General features: G+C 61.6%; 23 protein-coding genes and 1 pseudogene. 4 read left to right on the forward strand and 20 right to left on the reverse strand.

Translation table 11 applies throughout. The features are described 5' to 3' along the window. Window positions 1-642 precede the first annotated feature (642 nt). Window positions 643-1,641 carry a hypothetical protein gene (locus AAA069_RS02410; RefSeq protein WP_349127460.1) on the forward strand — a complete coding sequence of 333 codons (999 nt, stop codon included), beginning with the start codon at window positions 643-645 and terminating at the stop codon, window positions 1,639-1,641. Window positions 1,642-2,131: 490 nt separating this feature from the next. Here the strand turns inward: AAA069_RS02410 and xdh are convergent, their stop codons facing one another. The 5 genes from xdh to AAA069_RS02435 form a co-directional block, all read right to left on the reverse strand. After that, window positions 2,132-4,909, reverse strand: a complete 2,778-nt coding sequence (gene xdh / locus AAA069_RS02415) for a selenium-dependent xanthine dehydrogenase (protein WP_349127461.1) — start codon at window positions 4,907-4,909, stop codon at window positions 2,132-2,134. 12 nt (window positions 4,910-4,921) lie between these two features. Further along, on the reverse strand, window positions 4,922-5,401 hold the full coding sequence (locus AAA069_RS02420; protein WP_006235055.1) for a 4Fe-4S binding protein: 480 nt from the start codon (window positions 5,399-5,401) through the stop codon (window positions 4,922-4,924). An 11-nt stretch (window positions 5,402-5,412) separates the two neighbouring features. After that, the gene (gene ygfK / locus AAA069_RS02425; RefSeq protein WP_349127462.1) at window positions 5,413-8,412 is read right to left on the reverse strand and encodes a putative selenate reductase subunit YgfK; all 3,000 of its coding nucleotides are present in this window, start codon (window positions 8,410-8,412) and stop codon (window positions 5,413-5,415) included. A gap of 149 nt (window positions 8,413-8,561) precedes the next feature. Beyond that, entirely contained in the window at window positions 8,562-9,917 is a 1,356-nt protein-coding gene (gene ssnA / locus AAA069_RS02430; protein ID WP_349127463.1) for a putative aminohydrolase SsnA, read from the reverse strand. A gap of 195 nt (window positions 9,918-10,112) precedes the next feature. Next, window positions 10,113-11,507 (reverse strand): solute carrier family 23 protein, encoded by a 1,395-nt coding sequence (locus tag AAA069_RS02435; protein WP_055285183.1) that lies wholly within the window; start codon window positions 11,505-11,507, stop codon window positions 10,113-10,115. 352 nt (window positions 11,508-11,859) lie between these two features. Here AAA069_RS02435 and AAA069_RS02440 point away from each other — a divergent pair, with 352 nt between their 5' ends. Next, window positions 11,860-12,516, forward strand: a complete 657-nt coding sequence (locus AAA069_RS02440; protein WP_233506175.1) for a PAS domain-containing protein — start codon at window positions 11,860-11,862, stop codon at window positions 12,514-12,516. Window positions 12,517-12,628: 112 nt separating this feature from the next. On the opposite strand, the gene AAA069_RS02445 is transcribed toward AAA069_RS02440, so the two are convergent. Beyond that, a complete protein-coding gene (locus AAA069_RS02445; RefSeq protein WP_117769383.1) occupies window positions 12,629-13,006 on the reverse strand; it encodes a Rid family detoxifying hydrolase in 378 nt (125 codons plus the stop codon). A gap of 300 nt (window positions 13,007-13,306) precedes the next feature. Between AAA069_RS02445 and AAA069_RS02450 the strand changes: the two genes are divergently transcribed. Together AAA069_RS02450 and AAA069_RS02455 are read left to right on the forward strand one after the other, a co-directional pair. Beyond that, window positions 13,307-15,799: a U32 family peptidase gene (locus AAA069_RS02450; protein WP_349127464.1), complete on the forward strand. Its 2,493-nt coding sequence runs from the start codon at window positions 13,307-13,309 to the stop codon at window positions 15,797-15,799. 15 nt (window positions 15,800-15,814) lie between these two features. Beyond that, window positions 15,815-16,474 (forward strand): RluA family pseudouridine synthase, encoded by a 660-nt coding sequence (locus AAA069_RS02455; RefSeq protein ID WP_233508892.1) that lies wholly within the window; start codon window positions 15,815-15,817, stop codon window positions 16,472-16,474. Window positions 16,475-16,533: 59 nt separating this feature from the next. On the opposite strand, the gene AAA069_RS02460 is transcribed toward AAA069_RS02455, so the two are convergent. The 14 genes and pseudogenes from AAA069_RS02460 to rplC form a co-directional block, all read right to left on the reverse strand. Next, window positions 16,534-17,280 carry a DeoR/GlpR family DNA-binding transcription regulator gene (locus tag AAA069_RS02460; RefSeq protein ID WP_349127465.1) on the reverse strand — a complete coding sequence of 249 codons (747 nt, stop codon included), beginning with the start codon at window positions 17,278-17,280 and terminating at the stop codon, window positions 16,534-16,536. Between the two features lie 3 nt (window positions 17,281-17,283). After that, the gene (locus AAA069_RS02465) at window positions 17,284-18,363 is read right to left on the reverse strand and encodes a Gfo/Idh/MocA family oxidoreductase (protein WP_195544432.1); all 1,080 of its coding nucleotides are present in this window, start codon (window positions 18,361-18,363) and stop codon (window positions 17,284-17,286) included. Window positions 18,364-18,693: 330 nt separating this feature from the next. Then, window positions 18,694-18,999 carry a 50S ribosomal protein L24 gene (rplX, locus tag AAA069_RS02470; protein ID WP_006235043.1) on the reverse strand — a complete coding sequence of 102 codons (306 nt, stop codon included), beginning with the start codon at window positions 18,997-18,999 and terminating at the stop codon, window positions 18,694-18,696. Between the two features lie 13 nt (window positions 19,000-19,012). Then, entirely contained in the window at window positions 19,013-19,381 is a 369-nt protein-coding gene (gene rplN / locus AAA069_RS02475) for a 50S ribosomal protein L14 (protein ID WP_006235041.1), read from the reverse strand. Window positions 19,382-19,499: 118 nt separating this feature from the next. Next, a complete protein-coding gene (gene rpsQ, locus AAA069_RS02480) occupies window positions 19,500-19,760 on the reverse strand; it encodes a 30S ribosomal protein S17 (protein ID WP_349127466.1) in 261 nt (86 codons plus the stop codon). Between the two features lie 16 nt (window positions 19,761-19,776). After that, window positions 19,777-19,992 (reverse strand): 50S ribosomal protein L29, encoded by a 216-nt coding sequence (gene rpmC, locus AAA069_RS02485; protein ID WP_349127467.1) that lies wholly within the window; start codon window positions 19,990-19,992, stop codon window positions 19,777-19,779. A gap of 107 nt (window positions 19,993-20,099) precedes the next feature. Beyond that, a pseudogene (gene rplP, locus AAA069_RS02490) lies at window positions 20,100-20,495 on the reverse strand (50S ribosomal protein L16); the annotation flags it as partial. Continuing rightward, window positions 20,495-21,205, reverse strand: a complete 711-nt coding sequence (gene rpsC, locus AAA069_RS02495) for a 30S ribosomal protein S3 (RefSeq protein ID WP_006235037.1) — start codon at window positions 21,203-21,205, stop codon at window positions 20,495-20,497. The gene rpsC and the pseudogene rplP, both read right to left, overlap by 1 nt. Before the next feature lie 6 nt (window positions 21,206-21,211). Then, window positions 21,212-21,583 carry a 50S ribosomal protein L22 gene (gene rplV, locus AAA069_RS02500; RefSeq protein WP_006235036.1) on the reverse strand — a complete coding sequence of 124 codons (372 nt, stop codon included), beginning with the start codon at window positions 21,581-21,583 and terminating at the stop codon, window positions 21,212-21,214. A gap of 14 nt (window positions 21,584-21,597) precedes the next feature. Next, complete coding sequence (gene rpsS / locus AAA069_RS02505) at window positions 21,598-21,858, reverse strand: 30S ribosomal protein S19 (RefSeq protein ID WP_006235035.1); 261 nt, start codon at window positions 21,856-21,858, stop codon at window positions 21,598-21,600. Window positions 21,859-21,890: 32 nt separating this feature from the next. After that, the gene (gene rplB, locus AAA069_RS02510; RefSeq protein WP_022094198.1) at window positions 21,891-22,721 is read right to left on the reverse strand and encodes a 50S ribosomal protein L2; all 831 of its coding nucleotides are present in this window, start codon (window positions 22,719-22,721) and stop codon (window positions 21,891-21,893) included. A gap of 179 nt (window positions 22,722-22,900) precedes the next feature. Further along, window positions 22,901-23,188, reverse strand: coding sequence for a 50S ribosomal protein L23 (gene rplW, locus AAA069_RS02515; RefSeq protein ID WP_022094197.1), 288 nt, complete (start codon window positions 23,186-23,188; stop codon window positions 22,901-22,903). Further along, window positions 23,189-23,815 carry a 50S ribosomal protein L4 gene (gene rplD / locus AAA069_RS02520; protein ID WP_006235032.1) on the reverse strand — a complete coding sequence of 209 codons (627 nt, stop codon included), beginning with the start codon at window positions 23,813-23,815 and terminating at the stop codon, window positions 23,189-23,191. It lies immediately after the preceding gene. A 46-nt stretch (window positions 23,816-23,861) separates the two neighbouring features. Then, a complete protein-coding gene (gene rplC / locus AAA069_RS02525; protein ID WP_035137484.1) occupies window positions 23,862-24,482 on the reverse strand; it encodes a 50S ribosomal protein L3 in 621 nt (206 codons plus the stop codon). Window positions 24,483-24,724 lie beyond the last annotated feature (242 nt).

Raw genomic sequence — 24,724 nt, forward strand, 5'->3', positions numbered from 1 at the left:
TCGACAAGTGGCGCACTAAAGGGGGCGATACACCGCCGCACGTGGACCGTTCCGGAAAATGTATCCCGTTCTGGAGCCAAAAACTGGGCCGTAGTTTCCGCCAAGCATGCCATCCGGAAAGCGTGTCCCGTTCTGAGCCTGAATTCTGGGATGCACTTTCCGCTGAAGCTTCTACCGGAAAATGCATCCCATTCCGAGCGCTCATTCCGGGACACAGTTTCCGCATGCGGCCCCGTTGGGAAAGTTCATCCCGCTCTGAGGACTCGTTCCGAGATGCAATTTCCGCTTGAGGGCTGTTCCGGAAAGCGCGTCCCATTCCGAGTGGCAATTCCGGGACACAGTTTCCGCAGATACAAGGCGACAGTCCGCCGCCCTTATCACATACCTTCAAATATGCGATCCAGAAACACAAAACAGCAGATAGAATGCTCTTTTTCAAAAAGTACACGTCCCGAAACTTACCAAGGTTTCATATCTAGCTACCGTTCACGGTCGCCGATTACCGCCCACCGATTCAAACAAGAAATATGTCGCCAAAAGCAGGTCATCTACCTGCATGGTTAGATTTTGGTCAGCTTTTGGTCAGCTGAGCGGCAAGTTCCAGCTGATACGTTTTTGCTACCCAAAAGGAGGCGGTAGCTCATGACCCATTGCAATGACCAGCTCATCGACCAACTGCTCACTCAAGCCGAACAAGAGGGGCGCTGTCTGATTCCCCCGAGCACGGCGATCCGAAAAGCGCTCCTTCGGCGCACCAGCGGCACGGTTATCTCGCCTATGCCGGGGTTGTTTGCGCGAAAAACGCGCTGGGATGAACTCAACCGAGCGCAACGCCATTGCGAAATCCTCCGCGCCCTTGCGATCATCCATCCCGATTGGACGTTCTGCTCGTTTTCGGCAGCTTGCCTGCTGGGGCTCGAGGTCTCGTGGCGACACCTGAACGTCGTGCATGTTTGCAGCTCGACAAAGCCGTCGGCTCGTCCGGGCGCACATATTCAGCGGCGCCAGATTGAGCCGGCCGGAGCAATACGCAAAGCCGGCATATCGGTAACGCCGCCCATCCAAACGGCCACAGATTGCCTGCTGCAAACTGGTTTTGCCGACGGCATGCCCATTGCCGATTCGGCGATCTCAAAGCTCGGCCTTGCGCCGGAACAGCTGATGGAGGCCGTTGAGCAACGAGCGACTGCACGCAATGGTCGCGCGATTCGCACCGCCCTCACAACGCTTCGATATGCCGACGCCCGCGCCGAGAGCGGCGGGGAATCGGTCACCCGAGCCGTCATGATCGAGACGGGCTTTGCGCCCGACTGGCTTCAATACGAGTTGACGGACCCCTTCGATTCGGCCAAGCCCATACGAACGGACTTTGCCTGGGAGCGCCAGGCGCGGGAACTCACGCTGGGCGAGCTCGACGGGCTCATCAAATATACCGACCAGACCATGCTGGCCGGACGCACCACCGCCGAGGCGCTCGTTGCCGAACGACAGCGCGAGGCGCACCTATCGCTCTACGGCCACCCTCTGCTGCGCTTTACCATGAACGAGGTCCGCTCGGCAGGAATGCTCGCCAAAAAGCTGCAGACGGCAGGCATCCGGCAGACCGCTCTACCGACATGGCTCAACGAGGTGGACCTGTAGGAGCTGCTAGGCCGCGCATCGCCGGATCGCATCCCCCCCTATCTGGGCCGTGTTTTCCCAACGGCCACGCCAACGGAAAGCGCGTTCCATTCTGAGGCATGATTCCGGGACACAGCTTCCGGTTGAGGGGCGATCCGGAAAGCACGACCCGTTCCGAGACCGAATTCCGGGACGTAGTTTCCGCTTGAGGCTTCAACCGGAAAATGCATCCCAGGCTGGAGCCATATTCCGGGACACACTTTCCATTTGAGGCCTCTACCGGAAAACGCATCCCATTCTGAGCGTCGAATCCGGGATACAGTTTCCGTTTGAAGCCCCGTCCGGAAAGTACGTCCCATTCTGGAGCCGAAATCTGGGACGCAGCTTCCGCATGCGGAGGCGCTCCAAACAAAAGGCCCCGGCTCGCGATGGAGCTGGGGCCAAAGGTGCAGCATATGCAGTTGATGCTGAGCGCGAACAGCCCGTAAGCAATGACCGTCCGCGCTCTACCCTACCCGCGGTGACGGGCGCGGCTGTAGGGCGTATCCACCATGGGCAGATCCGGACGTAGTTTGCCGTCAAACGCGCGGTAGGCGTTCTGCACGGCGGGCGCCGTGGGGATCGTTGCGATCTCGCCGATGCCCTTGCCGCCGTATGCCACGGGCAACAGCTCGTCCTTCTCCACGTAGATAGCGTGGATATCCGGAATCTCGGGTGCACGGAACAGCCCGAGCGTACCGTACCTTGCCTGGGGCACGCAGTCCTTGAGCGGCCAGTCCTCGGTAAGTGCGTAACCCATACCCATGAGCACACCGCCTTCGATCTGACCCTGGATGGAGATGGGGTTGACCACCTTGCCGGAATCGTGCGCGGCATAGACCTCGCTCACGCGGCCGTCATCATCCAGAATGACCACATGCGTGGCAAACCCGTAGCAGATGTGGCTCTTGGGGTTGGGAACGTCGGCGCCCAGCTTGTCGGTCGGCTCCAGGTACACGTAGCCAAACTCGCATCCCTCGAGTGCCTTGATGGCAGCCGCGGGATCCTGAGGATGCATACCCTGGCCGGCGACGAGCTCCTGCGTGCGCAGCTGATAGGCGCGACCGTCGTCGTACTCAATCTTGACGCCGTCGCCATGCGCACTCACAGGAGCATCGGGTGCATGCTTGCCGGCCTCGATGTCAAGCATGGCATCGCGCAGCAGGAAGGCGGCACCGCGCACGGCCTCGCCGGTCACGACCGTCTGACGCGAGCCAGACGTGGTGCCGGAGTCGGGGGCGTTCTCGGTGGAGCACTCGCCGTTGGCAATGCAGCTCAGCGGCAGACCGCAGGCCTCGGCAACGTCCTGCAAAAAGACGGTGTTGCAGCCCTGGCCGATGTCGGACGTGGCGGCGTAGACCACGGCGCGGCCATCCTCGATGCGGATCTTGCAGCGGCCGGCATCGGGCAGGCCCACGCCCACGCCGGCGTTCTTCATGGCGCAGGCGATACCGGCGTGTCCGGGATGCGCGTAGTAGGCATCCTTGACCTCAAGCAGCGTCTCTTTAAGCGCCGTGGAGCAATCGGCAATCTGGCCGTTGGGCAGAACCTCGCCCGGCTCGATGGCGTTGCGGTAGCGAATCTCCCACGGATCCAGGCCGACCTTCTCTGCCAGCAGGTCGATTAGGCTCTCGAGCGCAAACTCGGACTGGCAGACGCCAAAGCCGCGGTACGCGCCGGCGGGCGGGTTGTTGGTGTAGTAGCCAAAGCCGCGAATGTCGGTGTTCTGGTACTTGTAGGGGCCGACGGCATGCGTACAGGCGCGCTCGAGCACCGGGCCGCACAGCGACGCGTAGGCGCCGGTATCGAAGTTGATCTCGCAATCCAGGCCGGTAAAGTTGCCCTCGGCGTCGCAGCCCAGTGTAAAGGTGCCGTCCATGGCGTGGCGCTTGGGATGAAACGCGAGCGACTCGGCGCGCGTGAGCTTGCACTTCACAGGACGCTGGAACTTATATGCGGCGAGCGCAGCCAGGTGCTGGATGGACACGTCCTCCTTGCCGCCAAAACCGCCGCCCACGAGCATAGTCTCGACGACCACACGCTCGGGTTCGCTATCCCAGCCAAACATGTGGGCACACTCTTTGCGCGTGTCGTAGGCGCCCTGGTCGGTCGACTGCACCTTGACGCCATTCTTGTACGGGAAGGCAACGGCGCACTCGGGCTCCAAGAAGGCATGCTCGGTAAAGGGCGTAGTAAAGCGCTGCGTCACGGTGAATGCGCTCTCCGCCAGCGCCTTGGCGGCGTCGCCGCGCGTCACGTGACGGCTCTGGCACACGTTGTCCTTGAGCTCCACCGTGTTGCCAAAGGCAAAGAAGCTGTCGTGCAGGCGCGGGGCGTCGGCAGACCTGGCCTCGGCGATGTTGCGCACGGGCTCCAGCGGCTCGTAATCAATCTTTACGAGCTTCTTGGCCTTCTCGAGCGTCGCCTCGTCCTCGGCAACCACCAGCACGATGGCATCGCCCACGCAGCGGGTGATGTCGCCCTGGGCGATCATGACGTCCCAGTCCTGGATAAGGTGGCCGACCTGGTTGACCGGCACGTCCTCGGCGCGCAGGACGCCAACCACACCGGGTAGGGCCTCGGCCTTGGAGGTATCGATGGAGAGCACGCGGGCACGCGGATACTTGGAGCGCACGGCGCTGGCGTAGGTCAGGCCCGGCTGGTCGATCTCGTCGATGTCGTCGGGGTACTTGCCCTCGCCGAGCACCTTCTTGCGCACGTCAATACGGAAGGCGCGCTTGCCCACGCCGTAGTCGTCGCCGCGCTCCAGATCCTCGTCGATCTGCTTTTCGCCGCGGAGCACCGCAGCGGCCAGCGCAATGCCCTCGATAATCTTTTTGTAGCCGGTGCAGCGGCAGACGTTACCGCGAATGGCGTACTTGATCTGTTCCTCGGTGGGCTCGGGGTCCTCGGCGATGAGCGCCGCACCCGCCATGACCATGCCTGGGATACAAAAACCGCACTGCACGGCGCCCACGGCGCCAAAGGCGTACACAAAGGCCTCGCGCACGTCCTCGGGCAGGCCCTCGACGGTCACGATGTTGCGGCCGGCGGCAAGAGCGGTGGTCAGCACGCACGCCTTGACGGCCGCACCGTCCACATGGATGGTGCAGGTACCGCAGGCGCCCTCGGAGCAGCCGTCCTTGGCGGAATGGATGTGCAGGTCGTCGCGCAGGTAGCGCAGCAGCGGCTTGTTCTGCGTCGTCGTGCGCTCGACGCCGTTAACGGTAAAAGTGAATTCCTGTGCCATGGTGATTCCCTTCTACACGCCGGCGGCGATGCCGGTGCGATCGTGGATGGCGCCATGAGGACAGACGACGGCGCACATGCCGCACGACAGGCAGTCCACGCCGTCGATATGGGCACAGTTGTCCTCGATGCGGATAGCGCCGGCGGGGCACTTTTTGGCGCACATGCCGCAACCGATGCAGCTCGTGTCGCAAATCTTGCGCGCAATGGCGCCCTTATCGGTGTTGTTGCAGCGCACCAGAATGTTCTGGTAGCCGGGAACGAAGGCAATCACGCGCTGCGGGCACGCCATGCCGCACAGGCCACAGCCCGTGCACTTGGAGCGATCCACGCGGGCGATGCCATCGACCAGCGCAATGGCGCCGTGGGGGCAGGCCGTGACGCAGGCGCCACAGCCAATGCAGCCTTCGCTGCAGCGGGCGTCGCCGCCTGCGGAGGCACAACCACTTCCGCAGGCAACGTAGGCCACGTTATGTTGAATGGATTTGGCCATAAGAGACTCGCCTATTTCTTAAGAAGGTACGAATAGTTGTCGCGCACAGCCCTGATGGTCAGGCGGACGGCCTCGGGAAGACCGGTGTTGACGGCATCGACCGAGACGGTGCGGACCGTGCCGGCGACGCGGACCTTAAAGTGGTCCTCGTCCACAGCCAGGAAGCCCTCGTTCTCGGAGTTCTCCATATCCTGCTCGCTCCAGAACAGGGTGAGCTTGTCCTTGTAGGGACGACCCTCCTGGTAGGGACAGAACACGGCGCAGTTGCCGCACTCGTTGCACATGCCATCGACGTGGACGACCTGATGCTTGGCCAGGCCCGGCACCTTAATGGCAACGTTGGCGCGATTGGGGCACACGTCGCAGCAGACCTCGCACACCGAGCCGCAGCCCAGGCAGCGGGTCTTGGTGCAGTTGCGCTTGTCGCGGCACAGCGACCCCTTGCGCTCGTAGCAGGCGTCCTCGCGATCGGCCTGAGCATTCTGGTCGGCGTACTTGTTAAAGTCCACACCGGCGATGGCACGGGCGACCTCGGCGGCATCGGCGATAGCCTCGACCACGGTGGCCGGACTGCGACGGCAGTCGCCGGCAGCCCAGACGCCCTCGACGCCGGTGGAGGTGGCGGCAAGGCGGCCGCGACGGTCGTGCTCGACGCCCGCGGCGTCGTACAGGCTGGCATCGATGCCCTCGCCCACGGCGCAGATCACCGTGGTGGCGGAAAGCTCGACGGTCTCGCCCGTGGCGACAGGGCTGCGACGGCCGCTTGAGTCCGGCTCGCCAAGCTCCATAACATCGCAGGTCAGCACGGCACCGTTGAGCGCCTTGGGCGCCAGCAGCTCGCAGAACTCAACGCCGTCGGCAAGAGCAAGATCGAGCTCTTCCTCGTCGGCGGGCATCTGCTTCTTGGTGCGGCGGTAGACCAAGCGCACGTTCTTCACGCCAGCCAGGCGCTTGGCCACGCGGGCCGCGTCCATGGCGGTATTGCCGGCGCCAATGACCACGACGTCCTCGCCCAGCTCGAGCTTCTCGCCCTTCTTGGCGGCCTCGAGGAACTCCAGCACGTCAAGCTCGGCACCCTCGCCCAGGCCCGCAGAGCCGGGCATCCAGGCACCGGTGGCCACGACCACGTCGGTAAAGCCCTGGGCCTTGAGCTCGTCAATAGAATCCACGCGAGCATTGAGCTGCACCTTGGCGCCAAAGGCCAGGCAGAGCTCGGCATCGTGGGAGATATCATCGCTGGCGATACGGAACTCGGGGATCACGTGACGGACCACGCCGCCGAGTGAATCGCGGGCCTCAAAGATGGTGACGGGCACGCCGGCGCGCGTCAGGAAGAACGCCGTCGCCAGGCCGGCCGGGCCGCCGCCGATAACGGCAACGTTGCGCTCACCGTCGTTGGCGATGGCCTGGGCGCGCAGCTTCGGCAGCACGGCGGTCATGGCCTCGCGGGCGGCCTTGAGCTTGCTGTCGCGGATCTGGGCGCCCTCGGGCTCGTAGAACGCACGCTCGCAGGCACGACCGCAGGGATGCGGGCAGATGGTGCCGGTAATGAACGGCAGGGCGTTGCGCTCGATGATAATGTTGAGTGCGTCCTCGTAGCGGCCCTCGTCAACAGCCGCCAGGTAGGCAGGAATATCCTGCTGGATGGGGCAGCTCGTGCGGCACGGCGTGGTAAAGCAGTCGGAAAGCGGGCTCTTGCCGGCAACCTTGCGGTCGGGCAGCGGGCGCAGCGGCTTCTTATAGAGCGGATTGGTGAGCGAGTCGGTCTGGATCGCGGTCACGGCCTCGAGAGAGACGCCCGCGAACGGCTTGCCGTCCAGGTCGGTAAACTCGCCGGCCATCTGGCTAAAGCGCTCGTAGCCACCGGGCTTGAGCACGTCGGTCGCCAGGGTAACGGGCCAAATGCCGGCATTGTACAGGGCGCGGATGTTGTAGACCGTGGCGCCGCCGGAGTAGCTGATGCGCAGCTTGCCATCGAACTGCTCGGTAATGCGGCGGGCGGCCTCGATGGTCAGCGAGAACAGCGAACGGCCGGACATGTACATCTCGGTGGAGGGCAGCTCGTTTCTCGTCACGTCGACGGGGAAGGTGTTGGTCAGCTTGACGCCAAACTCCAGGCCGCGCTCGGCGCACAGGGCAATCAGGCGCTCGAACATGGGCACGGCATCGGCCCACTGCAGGTCCTCGCGGAAGTGCGTGTCATCAAAGACGATGTAATCAAAGCCCAGCTCGTTGAGGCGCTGGCGGGCAAACTCATAGCCCAGCAGCGTGGGGTTGCACTTGATGTAAGTGTTGAGGCCCTTCTCGGTGATCAGATAGGTCGCGATGCGCTCGATCTCGGCGGGCGGGCAGCCGTGCAGCGTGGACTCGGTGATGGAGTTGGAGACGCGTGCCGGGATGGACTCGACAAACGCGGCGTCGACATGCTCAAACTTGTCCAGGTTGGCAAGCGCCCATGCGCGGCACTCATTCCAGGCGTCAGAGCCGCTGGCATCCTTCATGCCCTCGATGTAGGCATCGACCTTGGGGCTCTTAATACCCTCGAGGTCATAGCCCACGGACATGTTGAAGACAAAGCCGTCCGGGCTGCCCAGGCCGTACTCGCGAGCGATCAGGTGGCAGGCGAACCATGCCTTCACGTACTCGGCAAAGGCCTGCGGAACCTCGAGCTCGGTCGACCACTCGCAGTTGTAGCACTCGTCCTGTGCCACGATACAGGGCTTGTTAACGCACTTGGAGAGCTCCTCGCCGTCCATAACCTGAACGGTCTTAAGCTCAAAGAAGCGGGAACCGGCCACATAAGAGGCCACGATGTTCTGGGCAAGCTGCGTATTGGGGCCAGCGGCCGGACCAAACGGGGTCTCGATGCGCTCGTCAAAAATGGGGAGCGCGCCCTCCTGGTTGGTCGTGACCATCTTGCGCACGCCAAAGACGGCGCCCCGAGTCTTGTGCTCCTCGATGATCCAGTTCATCAGCTGCGAAAACGGGATCGGCCTCATGATGTCGCTCATAATGAGCTCCTCTCTGTAACGCCCGGCGAGACCGCGCGGCGGGCGCAAATACGGTGTAGCGCTAGCACAGCGCCGGCGACCCCGCGGAGGCCGCCTATACGCGTGTCGGATGCGGCGAAACACCCGACGCGCGTGAATCTACTTGTGAATTAGTAGGTGCGATCGTTGAGCGTGCTCCAGAGCTTCTTGGACTCAGCCATGGTCCACGCGTTGATCTTTTCCTCATCAATCCCAACGAACTCGCGATCCTTGTACAGGACGCGGCCGTTGATGATGGTGGTGCGGCAGTTTTTGCCCATCATGCCAAAGAGCATGTGGCCGTCGATGTTCTCCTCGCTCAGCGGCGTAAAGGGCTTGTAGTCCATAACGATAACGTCGGCGGCAGCGCCGGCCTCGAGCACACCGAGCTTGCGATCGAAGTACTTGCTCGCCATCTTGGCGTTGTTCTCGAACAGCATCGTCATGGCCTCGCACCAGCCCACGTTGGGCATGGCGGCGTTGTGGCGCTGAATAATCAGGAAGACCTTAAGGCTCTCGAGCATATCGTGGGTGTAGGCGTCGGTGCCCATGCACACGGGGATGCCGCGGCGGAAGAACTCGAGCACGGGGGCGCAGCCCACGGCGTTGCCCATATTGGATTCGGGGTTGTTGACCAGCCAAGTGCCGGACTCCTTGACGATATCCATCTCGGCAGGCGTCACGTGGATGCAGTGGCCCAGCATGGTGTCGGGACCCAGCAGGTTGTGCTGCAGCAGGCGCTCGACGGGGCTGATGCCACCGCGGTTGAGGCGGGAGTCCCACACGTCGTTCATGCCCTCGCACACATGGATGTGGAAGCCGGTCAGGCCGTTGTTGGCCTCGGCCATCTTATCCATGGTCTCGTCCGAAAGCGTAAAGGTAGCATGTCCGCCAAACATGGCGGCGATCATGTGGTTGTCGTTATCGCGACGCTCCTTGGCGGCCCACTGGGCAAATTCGGCGTTCTCGGCAATGGCCTGGTCGCACTTTTCCTGGCCGCGGCGATCGGAGACCTCGTAGCACAGGCACGAACGCATGCCCAGCTCCTGAGCTGCATCCTTAATGGTAAAGAGGCTTCCCGGAATCTCGCAGAAGCTCGCATGGTGATCGAAGATCGTGGTGACGCCATCGCGGATGGAGTCCAAAATCGTGGCATAGGCGCTGGCCTTGGTGCCGTCGAGCGTCAGGTTGTCGTCGATCTTCCACCACTGCTGCTCAAGATTCTCCAGGAAGTTGGTGGGGTTGCAGCCCTTAATGGCGAGGCCGCGGGCCAGACCCGAGTAGATGTGGGTGTGGCAGTTGATGAGTCCGGGCATGATGAGGTTGCCCCGGGCATCGACGTACTCGGCATCCGGGTACTTGGCCTTGAGCTCGCGCTCGGGGCCCACTTCGACGATCGTATCTCCGTCAATGGCGACCGCACCGTTTGGAATGAACGGGGCCTGAGCGTTGCGGGTAAAGACGGAACCGTTAGCGACCAGAAGCATGGATGCTCCCTTCAACATCAGAGGCGGGGTTTGACACCTCTGACATGGCGGAGTGCGAAGCGCCGGCCTACACCGGAAACGGGCCCTCTCCCGTCAACGCTTCACCAAAGGGACAAACCCTTTGAAGTGCGGCTTGGTGCCGCATGGCGTCGGCGGACGAGGCGATGCGTCCGCCGACGAATAGCACCGAATTGGTTACTTCTTGCTCTCGGGCAAGACCAGATCCACGGCAGCGTCCTTGGCAGCATCGATGTGCTGAGCCACGACCGGCGTCTGCGGAAGGATCAGGTTAAGGACAATGGCCATGATGGCGGTGGGGGTTACGGCATTGGAGCCGATGACGGTGGACACCCAGGCGGGCATACCCTCGCCGGCAAGGCAGCCGCTGGCCATCCAGATACCCAGGCCAAAGACGACGGAGGTGCCGACGATGGTGGTAGTGCGCTGCGTGAGGCCCTCGCGGGTGAACATGCGCACGCCGTTCATGGTGATGGTGCCAAAGACGCCGACGGTCGCGCCGCCGATGACGGGCTGCGGGATAGCGGAAAGGACGGCAGAGAGCTGCGGGAACAGACCGGCGATGGCAAAGACGGCCGCAATGATCACAAAGACCCACTTGTTGACGACCTTGTTGGAGCAGATGATGCCCACGTTCTGGCCAAGGGCGCTGGTGGGAAGACCGCCCAGCAGGCCGCCGACCATAGAGGTGAGGCCCTGGGACACAATAGCGCCGGAGAGCTCGCGCTCGGTGGGCATACGGTCGATGGAGCCCAGGCAGGCGGCGGAAACGTCACCGATAACCTGGATAGCAACCATGGGGAACACGACGGCGAGGGTAATGCAGACCTCGGGATCAAACTCGAGCGCGTAGGGCATGAGCTTGGGAAGGGCGAAGACCTGAGCGGTGGCGACGCTGGAGAAGTCGATCATGCCAAAGGGGATGGAGACGATCATGCCAACGATCATGCCAAAGAACACGGATCCCAGCTTGAGCGTGCCCTTGCCAAAGTTGGCGAGCGCAAAGACCACGGCGAAGGTGATAAGAGCGACGCACCAGGCCTGCGGGGTGCCCCACAGCGGCGTACCCATACCGCCGGCCATATACTTGACGGCCGTGGGATACAGCGAAACGCCGATGGAGAAGATGACCGTACCGGTCACGACGGGCGGGAACAGCCACTTGATCTTGCTGTAGGCCAGACCAAAGAGGACCGCGACGGCGCCGCCGACGATCTCGCCACCCAGCAGCGCACCAAAGCTAAAGCCCGAGGCACCCATGGCCTGCAGGGCCGGCAGGAACGCGAACGAAACGCCCATGACGATGGGCAGGCCGCCGCCGATGCGACGGAAGGGAGCGAAGGCCTGAAGGGCCGTGTCGATCGCCGAAAGAATGAGCGCGACCTGGATGATGTCGGTACTCTGCTGGCTATTAAAGCCGTAGACGCCGGCCATGATGACCGCCGGGGTAATGATGCCGGCAAACGATGCCAGTACGTGCTGAAGGGCACACGGGATCATTTCCTTAACGGGAGGCATGCCTTCGCGAGTGAACAGGGCTTCAGTGCCGTTCGTAACCGTCTCCTGGGTCATTTGACCACCAATCCTCGAAGTAGTTGTTTTCGCATCTAACGCTCTATTGTGACGCAGTGCGGGGTTGAGGTTGTGCCTTCATTGCATATCGTATTAAAGATGATTCTCATTCTCAATAATAATTTTTTGTTATCAGACTATTCTTCAGCTGAAATAACGCATTTCCGCAGGTCAGGAAAGTGTCTGGTCAAAATAACATCTAACTTTTCTTTTGGTCAACCGTTTACCGCTAAATTCCTACCGTTCGTCTGCATTACGCAATGTACCTGCGGATATACGAGATGATGGGCAGCGTGTTACCATGAGAAAAAATTGTTATGAACATTTCCGATTTTACCCAAAGGAGTTGCCCGTGAACGAGACCGTACGTCGCTTTTTGCCGATGGTCGATTTTCTGGAGCAGATACTCGGCAAAAACAGCGAAATCGTGCTGCACGATTTCTCGGATCCCGACCACGCCATCGTCGATATTCGCAACGGCATCGTAAGCGGCCGCAAGGTCGGCGGTCCCGCCACCGATCTGGCACTCAAGATCATGCACGACGCCAAGTATCGCGACCTGCCGTTTATTACGGGCTACGAGGGGCGCGGTGCCGGCGGCAAGACGTTGGAGTCAGCGACGTACTTTATCCGCGAGAATGATGAGATCGTCGGTATGCTCTGCGTCAACACCGACCTCTCGACCGTGCGCTCCATCAACGCCATGGCGCAGCAGCTCATGGCGTGCTTCGACGCGGCGCCGACGCGCACGGAGCCCGCCCCTATCGAGGTCGAAAGCCTTTCGGAGTCTACACAGGAGCTCATCGACCGCAGCATTGCCGAGTTGCTGAGCGCGCGCGGGCTGGATGTAGCGTCGCTTGGTCAGAGCGACCGCGTGGACGTCATTCGCCACCTCAACGGTAACGGGGTGTTCATGCTCAAGGGCGCCGTGGCCTGCGCCGCCGCCGCGCTGGGCATCTCAGAGCCCAGCGTCTACCGCTACCTGCAAAAAGTCCGCAAGGAAGGCTAACGAGCAAAATGGAGTGCGGCTCCACAAGCGATCCGTCACTTGATAAAAGACCCTGCAGCTCGCACGCGCTGCAGGGTCTTTTTGCATGTCATGTTTAGTTGTGGCCAACGCCTTAGAGAGCGGCAACGACCTCGATCTCGACCAGACCGCCAGCCGGAAGGGCGGCAACCTGGAAGGCGCTGCGCGCGGGGAACGGGGCCTCAAACTTGGAGGCGTAGATCTCGTTCACGGCGGCGAAGTCGACGATGTCGGCCAGGTAGACCGTGGTCTTGACGACATCGGCAAAGGTAGCGCCGGCAGCGGTCAGCAGGGCCTCGACGTTGGCGAGGGACTGCTTGGCCTGGGCCTCGACGCCCTCGGGCATCTTGCCGGTCGCGGGATCGATGCCCAGCTGGCCGGACAGGAACACCATGTTGCCGGCCTGGATACCGGGGGAATACGGGCCGATGGCTGCGGGTGCGTTATCGGAAGACACGACGGTCTTGCTCATGTTTTTCTCCTTACGATCAATTGAGAGAGCGTGAGCGCGGTGTTCGCACCGGGAGGCACAGTTCGGTCTGAACACCGCGCTTGATTGGGATAGTACTCAAGGTTTCTGTTTGATGCAAGAATATTATCAGCTTGCGAGAATATTTTATCGCCCAACGGTTTCCCCGAACCGCTGAACGGTTCTCATGTGGAGCAGCCAGTCCAAGCTGCTGAAGACTTTGTCCTGCTTAGGCTGCGGGCGTCGCCCACCGCAGCGACGCCACTATACTTTTGAGTATCTGAGCATTTTGAAAGGCAGGATATGACCGCAACCGCCAGTCGAACCACCAACCGCAGACCCGAGCTTTTGGCGCCCGCCGGAGGGCCCGAGCCTTTTACCGCCGCACTCGCCGCGGGGGCAGACGCCATCTATTGCGGCATGGGCAGCTTTAACGCCCGCCGCAAGGCAACCAACTTTACCGACGAGGCCTTTGAGCAAGCCTGCCGCGCCGCACATCTAGCCGGGTCGCGCGTCTACGTCACGGTCAACATCGTCATCAAGCAGTCCGAGATGGGCGATGCGCTGCAACTCATCCATCGCTGCTCCACGCTGGGCGCCGACGCCTTCATTATCCAGGACTGGGGTCTGTTCTTTGAGGTCAAGCGCACGATGCCCGGCATCGAGACGCACATCTCAACCCAGGCGAACATCCACGACGACCGCGGAACCCTTTGGTGCCGTGAGCAGGGCGCCGACCGCGTGACCCTCTCGCGCGAGCTCTCCATCGACGAGATTGCTGCCATCCACGACGCCGCGCCCGACGTTGACCTGGAGGTCTTTAGCCACGGTGCCATCTGCTTTTGCTACTCGGGCCTATGCCTGCTCTCGAGCTTTGCCATGGCGGGCCGCTCGGCCAACCGCGGCATGTGCGCCCAGCCCTGCCGCCTGCCCTACGAGCTGATCGACGAAAACGGTCGCGCTCTCTCCCCCGCCGGCCGCGAGCGTGCGCTATGCCCGCGTGACACCAACACATCGCAGCTTGTTCGCCGTCTGTATGACGCCGGCGCCGCATCGCTCAAGCTCGAGGGTCGCATGAAGGCTCCCGATTACGTGTACTCCATCGTTGATGTGTATCGTCACGAAATTGACGACATGCTATCCGGAGCCGCCGTTGCCAAGGACGAGGAAGCCGCCCGCCAGCGCCAGCTCAAGCGCTGCTTCAACCGCGACTTTACGCACGCCTATCAGGACGGCACCTCGGGCGACGAGATGATGAGCTATGAGCGTTCCAACAACCGCGGCCAGATCGTGGGCACGGTGCTGGGCAGCCGCCCGGCCAACCGCGATGTGCGCGGCCTCAAGCCCGACGACCGCCGTCGCCGCGCCGCCATCGCCCGCATTGAGCTGTTTGAGCCCGTGGGCAAAGGCGACCTGCTGGAGCTTCGCCACGACGATGAGTTCGACCAATTTCTGACCACCATCGCCGCCGATGATGCCGCCGCGGGCGACATCATCGAATGTCGCGTTCCCCGCAGCATGCCTGAGGGCTGCCGCGTCCGCGTGATTCGCAGTCAGCGTGCCATTGACGCCGCCGGCGCCGCGCTCAAGCGCGATGTGCTGCGCCGCCGAGCTGTTGACGTGTCCGTTGTGGCGCGTCTGGGCGAGCCGTTTGCCGTTACGCTCACCTGTTGCGACGATCCTTCGCTTACGGCCACGGCCACGGGCTTTACCGTCGAGGCTGCCAAGACCCGCGCCGTCGAGGCATCCGATCTGGTTGAGCACGTCGGGCGCATGGGCTCCTCTCCCTTTGAGGCCGCAAGCTTTGACGTTTCGCTCGACGCCGGCTGCGGTATGGGCTTTTCCGCCGTGCACAAGGTGCGCGCCGCCGCTTGTACGGCGCTGGAAGAGGCCATTCTGGCACCGTACGAGGAGCGCGCAAAAACGCTCGAGTTGCCGGTGCTCGACAAATGTACGCGCCCCATGCCCAAGCACTACCGCGACGAGCCGCAGATCTGCGCCACCGTCACCTCGCTCGAGGCCGCCGAGGCAGCCCGCGCGGAGGGTGCAACGCGCATCTATATGACCACCGACGCGCTCGAGGCTGTCGGACTCTCCCCTGCCGATGCATTTGAGCAGGGTATCGTGCCCGTACTCGACGAGGTCTGCCGCGCCGTCGACCACGAGCGCGTCGATCCTTGGATCAATGCCGGAGCCACCGTCGCCGTCGGCAATATCTCCGAGCTCGCCGTAGCCGCTCATGCCGGCGCCACGGCCGAGATTCGCTCTTGCCTGCCGGTGCATAACACGCCCTGCATGGAGGCACTTGCCGAGCGCGGAGCCGGTGCGTTTTGGCTCTCGCCCGAGATCACGCTCGACGAGATCGTCTCGCTTGCCACCGCCGCGCCCGCAGCCCTGGGCATCACTGTGTTCGGCCGCCCGCGCGTTATGACGAGTGAGCACTGCATCCTGCAGGTGGCCAATGGCTGCATCCACGATTGCGCTAACTGCCGCCTGCGCGCCCGCAAGCTGTCACTCAAGAATATCGACGGCAAGGTCATGCCCGTACGCACCGACATCCATGGCCGCTCTCGCCTGTACGACGCCTACCCCATCGACCTCACGCCGCAGGCTCCTCAGCTGCTCGATGCCGGCGTGCGTCGTCTCATGGTAGACGGAACGCTGCTCGAGACAGATGAGGTGGGCCGTGCCGTCGCCCGCGTCCGTCGTGCCGTCGAAGCAGCACAGGCCGGCCGCAAGCCCGCCGCCCGCCTGCGCGGCGCCACCTCGGGCTGCATGTTTGTGGGAATTAGCTAACCGAAAGGCTTACACGTGAACGAAGAACCTCAAGTCCTTTACTGCGACGCCTGGCTCATGGCCATCGACAAGCCCGCCGGCATGATCGTCCACGGCGACGGCACCGGCGAGCGCACGCTCACCGACTACGCCAGCGACCTGCTGCTGGCGATGGGTGACGGCTTTGCCGCGACCGACATGCAGCCGCTCAACCGCCTGGACCGCAACACCACCGGCGTGGTGTTGTTTTCGCTCGACAAACAGACGCAGCCCGCCTTTGACCAGATGGTCATCGACCACGCTTTCGAAAAGCACTACCTGGCGCTCGCCGAGGGCAAGATCGACTGGAACGAAAAGCTCATCGACAAGCCCATCGCCCGCGACCGTCACGACAGCCGCAAGATGCGCGTCGGCGCCAGCGGCAAGCCGTCTCAGACGCGCGTCAAGGTGCTCAAGCGCCTTAAGAGCCGTCGAGGCCTGCCCACGCGTTCGTATATCGATGTCGAGCTGCTCACCGGCCGCAAGCATCAGATTCGCGTCCATCTGGCCAGCGAGCACCATCCGCTGGTGGGCGACGACCTGTACGGAACGCCGCGCCCATGCGGATTGATGCTCCACGCCCACAGCGTGTCCTTTACGCATCCCGTTACCGGCGAGCACATCCACATCGAAGCCCCCTGCCCCTGGGAGCCCTAAACCACCACAATGGGGACAGGTACCTTCGCGGTGGTTTTGGCCTTAGCCTGCCCCTGCTTCTAGACCGTGATGACGTTGTCCATTGCCCGGTACTTGGCGGGGACCTCGCCCGCGGTGATAACCGTTGCGTCACGGAAGTCCGCGAATTTTACGGGAGCCACCATGCCAAACTTACTGGCGTCCGAGATTACGAAGCGTTTGGCTGTATGGCGCATCGAGATACGCTTGACCTGCGCTTCCTCGATATCGGGCGTCGTAAAGCCCTGCTCGGCGGCAATGCCGTTAGAACCCCAAAAGCCGCAGTTAAAGTTGTAGCGGTCTAGGGTTGCCAGAGCATCGGGGCCAACGAGCGCCTCGGTCTCGGGTTTAAGCTCGCCGCCCAGCACCACGGCGCGCATGCCGCGCACAGCGAGATGCTGAGCATGGAGCACGGAATCAGTCACATAGGTGACCGATTCGAGATGCGGAAGATGCTCGATGAGTCTGAGCGTTGTCGAACCCGAATCGATGTACACAAAGCTCTCGGGCTCCACGAGCGCCGCGGCGCGGGCGCAGATACGCTCCTTGTCGTCGTTATGGAGATCACTGCGCTCACTGATCGTTAGGTCGCGCGTCACGTGCGCGCGCTCAAGACTTGTCGCGCCACCGTGCACCTTGGCGATGCGGTGCGCTCGGTCGAGCGTCTGTAGGTCGCGTCGAATGGTAGAGGCCGTCACGCCCAGGGCATCGGCAAGCTCGGGCACCGTTACCGAGCCAGCCTGCTGCACCATCGACACGATCGTGTTGAGCCTATCTTCCGCAAGCATCGCTTACTCCTCCTCGGGGTAGACGACTCCCCAATCGGCGCGGAGCTTGGTCATGAGCTCCATCACATCAGAAGCATAATCCAGAAGCTCACGCTTGGAATCGTCGCCGGCGACGGCCTGCTCGAGGTCAGCCATCTCGTAGCACAGGGCATAAGCCTCGGTGCCCGCGGCGACCTCCTCGCGATGACCGTCCGCGGTCCACACGATCGTCGCGTGATCGGCGCGCGGATACTCGTTGACCTCGACATAGCAATTGTCAAAGCTGATAACCGAGCGCTTTGGCTGCTTGGAGTGGAGCGTAAGGCTCACGACGCCCAGCTGCTGCTCGGCATTGCGGCAGACGATGCCGCCTGCAACGTCCACGCCGGTCTCGCAGGTGTTACCCAGAGACACGACCTCGACGGGCTGGCTCGCCATAAACAGGCGCATGACGGACAGGGCGTATACGCCAATATCGAGCATGGCACCGCCGGCGAGGTTGCGATTGTAGAAACGGTTGGTCAGGTCGCCGTACTCCTTGTAGCTACCAAAGTTGAGCTGAGCGAGGTTCATGCGGCCAAACTCGCCGGCATCCATGCGGCGGCGCAGCTCTTGATACAAGGGCATGTGGAGCACCGTGGTAGCGTCCATAAGGACCACGTTGTGTTCGGCGGCAATGGCGCGGGCCTCGTCGAGCTCGGCGGAGTTGAGCGTGATGGCCTTCTCGCAGAGAACGTGCTTGCCGGCCGCCAGGGCGGCGCGCAGATAGGTGATATGGGTGTTGTGCGGGGTGGTGATGTAGACGGCGTCGATGTCAGGATCGGCGTAGAGATCCTCAACCGTGTCATAGACCTTCTCGACGCCGTACTGGTCGGCAAAAGTCTGAGCCTTGGTGAGCGTGCGGTTGGCAACGCCCGTAAGCTTGCGGCCGGCCAGGGCAAGGGACTGAGCCATCTGGTTGGCAATAACGCCGCAACCGATCACAGCCCAACGGAGCTCGGGAGCCGTAAAGATGTCGTTAGGGAACGGCTTGTCCTGGACCGAAGCAAATGCTGCTTTGGCGGCTGCTGCGGCGTCGAGTGGAGCCTGCTTGGAATCTGCCATTATGTGTCTCCTGTGTCATAGAACGTCTTGCATTTCTGACAGCTCTATATTCGCACAAACACGCGCGTCTGTGCGCGTTTTTGCGTATCTCACCGCTAAACGGTCATTATTGCCCCGTAAACGGCGCATATATACGCATAAGTGCGTAATTAAAAGCAATCTAACGCGCATAAACGCGCACACAAGCAATTTATACAGCACGACCCGCTCATTTATGCTTACCCAGTTAGGGTACTCATTTAAGTCTGTCCCCAATGAGTAGGAATAGAAAAAGGCCCGGGTGCCGTGGGGCATCCGGGCCTTTGCTAGCAACTTGATGTTGCGGGCAGCTTAGAACTTGTGGCCGCACTTCTTGCAGACGCGCAGCTTGTTCTTGCCGTCCTTCTCGTGACCGACGCGGGTAACCTTACCGCACTCGGGGCAAACGAGATTGACGTTGGAGGCGTCGATGGGAGCCTCCTGCGAAACGATGCCGCCCTGCTGGTTGGCAGCATTGGGCTTGACGGCCTTCTTGACGACCGAAACGCCCTCGACAACGACCTTGTTCTCGGCGGGGAGAGCACGCAGGACAACGCCCTGCTTGCCGCGATCCTTACCAGAGAGAACCTGGACCTTATCGCCCTTCTTGATATACATATATCTCCCCTAACTACAGGGTCTCGGGAGCGAGCGAGACGATCTTCATGTACTTCTTGTCACGAAGCTCGCGAGCGACGGGCCCGAAGATACGGGTGCCGACGGGCGAACCATCGTTGTTGATGACAACGCAAGCGTTCTCATCAAAGCGAATGTAGGAGCCATCCTTGCGGCGGATCTCCTTAACGGTGCGAACGACGACGCAACGGACAACGTCCTTCTTCTTGACGTTGGCGCCAGGGGTAGCCTCCTGGACAGCACCGATGAACACATCGCCGATGCCTGCATAACGACGCTTGGAACCGCCAAGCACCTTGATGCAGCGAATCTTGCGAGCGCCGGAGTTGTCGGCGACGTTCAGCATGGTTTGCATCTGAATCATGGTAGATGTTCCTCCGAACTAAGAACCGAAGAGAGGTGCGCAGCCTTTATACGGCCCGTGGTATGCAAGCCAGGCATACGCACATCTTCGGAAACGTACAAGTCGTAAGAGCGACTGCTTATTTAGCGCGCTCGACGACCTCGATGAGGCGCCAACGCTTCATCTTGGACATAGGACGGGTCTCCATAACGCGGACGATATCGCCCACGCCAGCCGTGCACTCCTCGTCGTGAGCGTGCAGCTTCTTGGAGCTGGTCATCATCTTGCCGTACTTGGGGTGACGCTTGCGCTCGGTGATGGTGACAACAATGGTCTTAGCACCGGAGACGGAGGTAACGACACCCGTACGGACCTTACGCGAGTTACGCGAATCAGTCATGTTCTCTCCTTAGGTCCTACTCGGCGACAGCGGACTTCTCCGCTGCGATCTCGCGGGCGCGCTGCTCCGTGAGGACGCGAGCGATGTCCTTCTTCACGGTGTTGACGCGAGCGGTGTTGTCCAGCTGGCTGGTGGCCATCTGGAAACGAAGGTTAAAGAGCTCGGCGCGCATTTCCTTCAGCTTCTCAACGAGCTGAGCGTCCGGGAGCTCACGAATCTCTGCGGGCTTCATTAGTTCTCCTCCTTGGCGGCGGCGGCGTCCTCAGCAGCCCACTTGGCCTCGAGAGCGGCCTCCTCAGCCATCTCCTTCTCGATGCGCTGCTCAGCGTTCTTGGCAGCAACAATCTTGGTCTTGATGGGAAGCTTGTGCTGTGCAAGACGCAGAGCCTCGCGAGCGACCTCCTCGGGCACGCCCTTGACCTCGAACATGATGCGGCCGGGCTTGACGACGGCCACCCACTCCTCGGGGTTACCCTTACCAGAACCCATGCGAGTCTCGGCAGGCTTCTTGGTGATGGGCTTATCGGGGAAGATCGTGATGTAGACACGACCGCCACGCTTCATGTAGCGGGTCATGGCAATACGAGCGGCCTCGATCTGACGGTTGGTGATCCAATGGGCCTCGAGAGCCTGGATACCAAACTCGCCGAAATGCAGCTCGGTATTACCCTTGGCCTGGCCCTTCATGGAGCCACGCTGCACCTTGCGGTGAAGAATACGCTTAGGGGCAAGCACTACTGACCCCTCCTCTCGGAGTTACGACGACGAGGACGGGAAGAGCCCTCGAGTGCAGGGTTGGGAACAGGCTGGCCCGGGAGCTTCTCGCCCAGGTAGATCCAGACCTTCACGCCGCAAGCGCCCATGGTGGTGCTGGCGACAGCCGTGCCGTAGTCGATCTTGGCACGGAGGGTGTGCAGAGGCACGCGACCCTCGCGGTACCACTCACGACGGCCCATCTCGGCGCCGCCGAGACGACCGGAGCACTGGATACGGATGCCCTTAGCGCCGGCCTTGCGGGCGGACTGGACAGCCTTGCGCATAGCGCGACGGAAGGCAACGCGGCCCTCGAGCTGCTCGGCGATAGACTGAGCAACGAGGTTGGCGTCGAGCTCGGGGCGCTTGATCTCGACAACGTCGACGGAGAGCTGGCCCTTGGAGACGCCAGCGACCTTCTCGAGCTCGGTGCGGAGGGTATCGATCTCGGCACCCTTCTTACCGATGACAACGCCGGGGCGAGCGGTGAGGATAATGACCTTCACCTTGTCGCCAGCGCGCTCGATCTCGACGCGGGAGACAGCTGCGCGGGAAAGACGCTTCTCGAGGTACTTGCGGATCTCGAGATCGTTACCGAGGGTCTTAGCGTAATCCTTCTCTGCGAACCAGCGGGAGCGCCAGTTCTCGGTGATGCCAAGACGGAAGCCGGTGGGGTAGACTTTCTGACCCATACAGCTTTACGCCTCCTTTCGAGGAGCAACGACGACGGTGATGTGGGAAGTACGCTTCAGAATGCGAGAAGCGGAACCCTTGGCGCGGGGACGGATGCGCTTAAGCGTCGGACCCTCGTCAACATAGGCAGCGGCGACAACCAGGTTGTCGGCACGAAGACCGTTGTTGTTCTCGGCGTTCGCAACGGCGGAACGGAGAACCTTCTCGACATCCACGGCGACGGCGCGGTCGCAGAAGTGGAGGATGTCGAAGGCCTGAGCGACAGGCTTGCGGCGGATCAGATCGACCACCAGGCGGGCCTTGCTGGGGGAAACACGCACGTACTTAGCGACGGCGCGAACCTCGGTGGCCTCAGTTTCAATAGACTTAGTTGCCATTTACGGTTAACCCCCTATTTGGCCTTGTGGCCACGGAACGTACGAGTCGGCGCGAACTCGCCGAGCTTGTGACCAACCATGGACTCGGTAACATACACGGGCACATGCTTGCGGCCGTCGTGGACGGCGATGGTGTGACCAACCATCTCGGGGAAGATGGTGGACGCGCGGGACCAGGTCTTCACGACGTCCTTCTTGCCAGCCTCGTTCATCGCGGTGATACGCGAGAGAAGGCGAGTCTCCACGAACGGGCCCTTTTTGAGACTTCTGCTCATAAGTGCTTTCTCCTAAAACTCGGTATCCGAAATTACTTCTTACGGCGACGAATGATGTGCTGGTTCGAGACCTTCTTCTTCTTGCGCGTACGAAGGCCCTTCGTCGGCTTACCCCAGGGGGTAACAGAGGGACGACCAGAGGTGTGGTTCTTGCCCTCGCCACCGCCGTGCGGGTGGTCGACAGGGTTCATGACGGTACCGCGGACGGTCGGGCGCACGTTCATGTGACGCTTACGGCCGGCCTTGCCGATGACGATGTTGGAGTGATCGGCGTTGCCGACCTCACCGACGGTGGCGCGGCAGGTAACGAGGATGCGGCGCATCTCGGAGGAAGGCATACGGACGATGGCGTACTTGCCCTCCTTACCCATCAGCTGGCAGGAGTTACCGGCGGAACGGGCGATAGCAGCGCCCTTGCCCGGCTGGAACTCGACGGCGTGGATGAGCGTACCGACGGGGATGTCGGCGAGGGGCAGAGCGTTGCCCGGCTTGATGTCGGCGTCAGAACCGGACATGATGGTCTGACCGACCTCGAGGCCCTTGGGGGCCAGGATGTAGCGCTTCTCACCGTCAGCGTAGTGCAGCAGAGCGATGCGAGCGGAACGGTTCGGATCGTACTCGATCGTGGCAACCTTGGCGGGCACGCCGTCCTTGTTGCGCTTGAAGTCGATCACGCGATAACGACGCTTCACGCCGCCGCCCTGGTGGCGGGTGGTGATGCGGCCGTTGTTGTTACGACCGGCCTTCTTGGGCAGGGGCTCGAGAAGAGACTTCTCGGGCTTGGTGCAGGTGATCTCGGAGAAGTCGGAGATCGTCTGCCAACGCCTACCAGCGGAGGTCGGCTTAAGGTGCTTTACAGCCATTACAATCCCTTTCAATAGGAATCCGTTAGCCATCGCAGACAGGGATTCGAGGTTCTGCCTCGGGTGCGATGACACCGGACGTATACACGGTTCCGGGCGTGTCCATTTTATACGCCCAAAACCTTGAGCTCCCGCCTCCCCTATTTGGGAGGCATGAGCTCACTCAACAGCAGCGAGTCTTAGGCCTGGTTGCCAAAGACCTCGATGGTGTCGCCCTCGGCCAGCGTGACGATGGCCTTCTTCCAAGAACGGGTCTTGCCGGCGACATAGCGCACGCGCTTGGTCTTGGGCTTGACCGTCAGGGTGTTCACGCGAACGACCTTGACGCCGAAGATCTCCTCGACAGCGTCCTTGATCTGATACTTGTTAGCATCCTTGGCGACCTCGAACGTGTACTTGTTCAGCTCCATGCCGGAGAAGGAACGCTCGGACACGATCGGACGGATGATGATCTCGTGGGCGGTCATTTATGCAAGCACCTCCCCGAAGTGAGCGGCGATGTCGGCGGGCATCAGCACAGCGTTGTTGTTGACGAGATCGTAGGTGTTGGCCTCGTCAGCGGTGATGATGAACGTCTTGGGAATGTTGCGGAACGACAGGTAGGCGTTGACGTCCTCATCGCGAACGATGATGGTCAGACGCTTGCCCTCAAGGCCGAGAGCCTTGAGCATGGCGACGGCAGCCTTGGTGGAAGGCTTCTCGAAGCCGTAGTCGTCGACGAGCACGAGCTCGCCATCGGCCAGCTTGGCGGACAGCGCGGAGCGCATAGCCAGCTTGACCTCCTTGTTGTTCATACGCTTGGCGTAGGAACGGGGCTTGGGGGCGAAGACAACGCCACCGTGACGCCACTGGGCAGCACGGATGGAACCCTGGCGGGCACGGCCGGTGCCCTTCTGACGCCAAGGCTTCTTGCCGCCACCGGAAACCTCAGAGCGGCCCTTAGCGGACTGGGTGCCCTGACGCCAAGAGGCCATCTGGCACTTGACGATGTGGTGCATAACGTGGATGTTCGGCTCGATGCCGTACACCTCAGCGGCGAGCTCGGCCTCGGCGACCTTCTTGCCCTCGCTGTTCTTAACTTCAAACTTTGCCATTTAAGTGTTCTCCTTGGTATGACGCTGGGCTAAATGGGCTGGGCCCTTAGGCCATACGGATGGCGACGAGACCATTCTTGGCACCCGGGACAGCGCCCTTGACCAAGATGAGGTTCTGCTCGGCATCGATGCGGACAACGGAAAGGTTCTTGACGGTAACGCGCTCGTTACCCATGTGACCGGCCATCTTGACGCCCTTGAGGACGCGCGCAGGATAGGCGCACTGACCGATAGAACCGGGGTGACGCTGGAAGTGAGAACCATGCGTCATAGGACCGCGGCGCTGACCCCAGCGCTTGATGCGACCCTGGAAGCCCTTACCCTTGGAGGTACCGATGACGTCGACCTTCTCGACATCAGCGAAATCAGCGACGGTGACGACCTCGCCGACCTTGTGCTCCTCGCCGTTCTCGACGCGGACCTCACGAAGGAAGCGGACAGGCTCGACGCCAGCCTTGGCGAAGTGACCAGCCATGGGCTTGTTCACGTTCTTGGCCTTGATGTCGCCGAAACCGATCTGGACGGCGTCATAGCCGTCGGTTGCCTGAGTTTTAACCTGCGAGACAGCGCAGGGGCCAGCCTGGATGACCGTGACGGGAACGACGTTGTCGTCCTCGTCCCAAACCTGGGTCATGCCAATCTTGCGGCCGAGAATCATGCTGATCAAGATATGATCCCAACTCTCGCGTGGTCTTGGGACAATGCGTACACCACCGAGCGTACGCCCCTAGAGGACCACTACTTACACGACGTGCTCCCCAGCCTTGTATTTCGCCCGGACTACCTGACAACCCTATTAAGCAGGCATTTTGTCCAGCCAGAATACTCCCCTGGTTTCACACAGTTGTTTAGTATACACGGCTGCGGGCGTATCCATCGAGATTCATATTTCACTCACATTGTTTACGC

It is taken from the genome of Collinsella sp. CLA-SR-H006, from assembly GCF_040097075.1.
Taxonomy (GTDB): domain Bacteria; phylum Actinomycetota; class Coriobacteriia; order Coriobacteriales; family Coriobacteriaceae; genus Collinsella.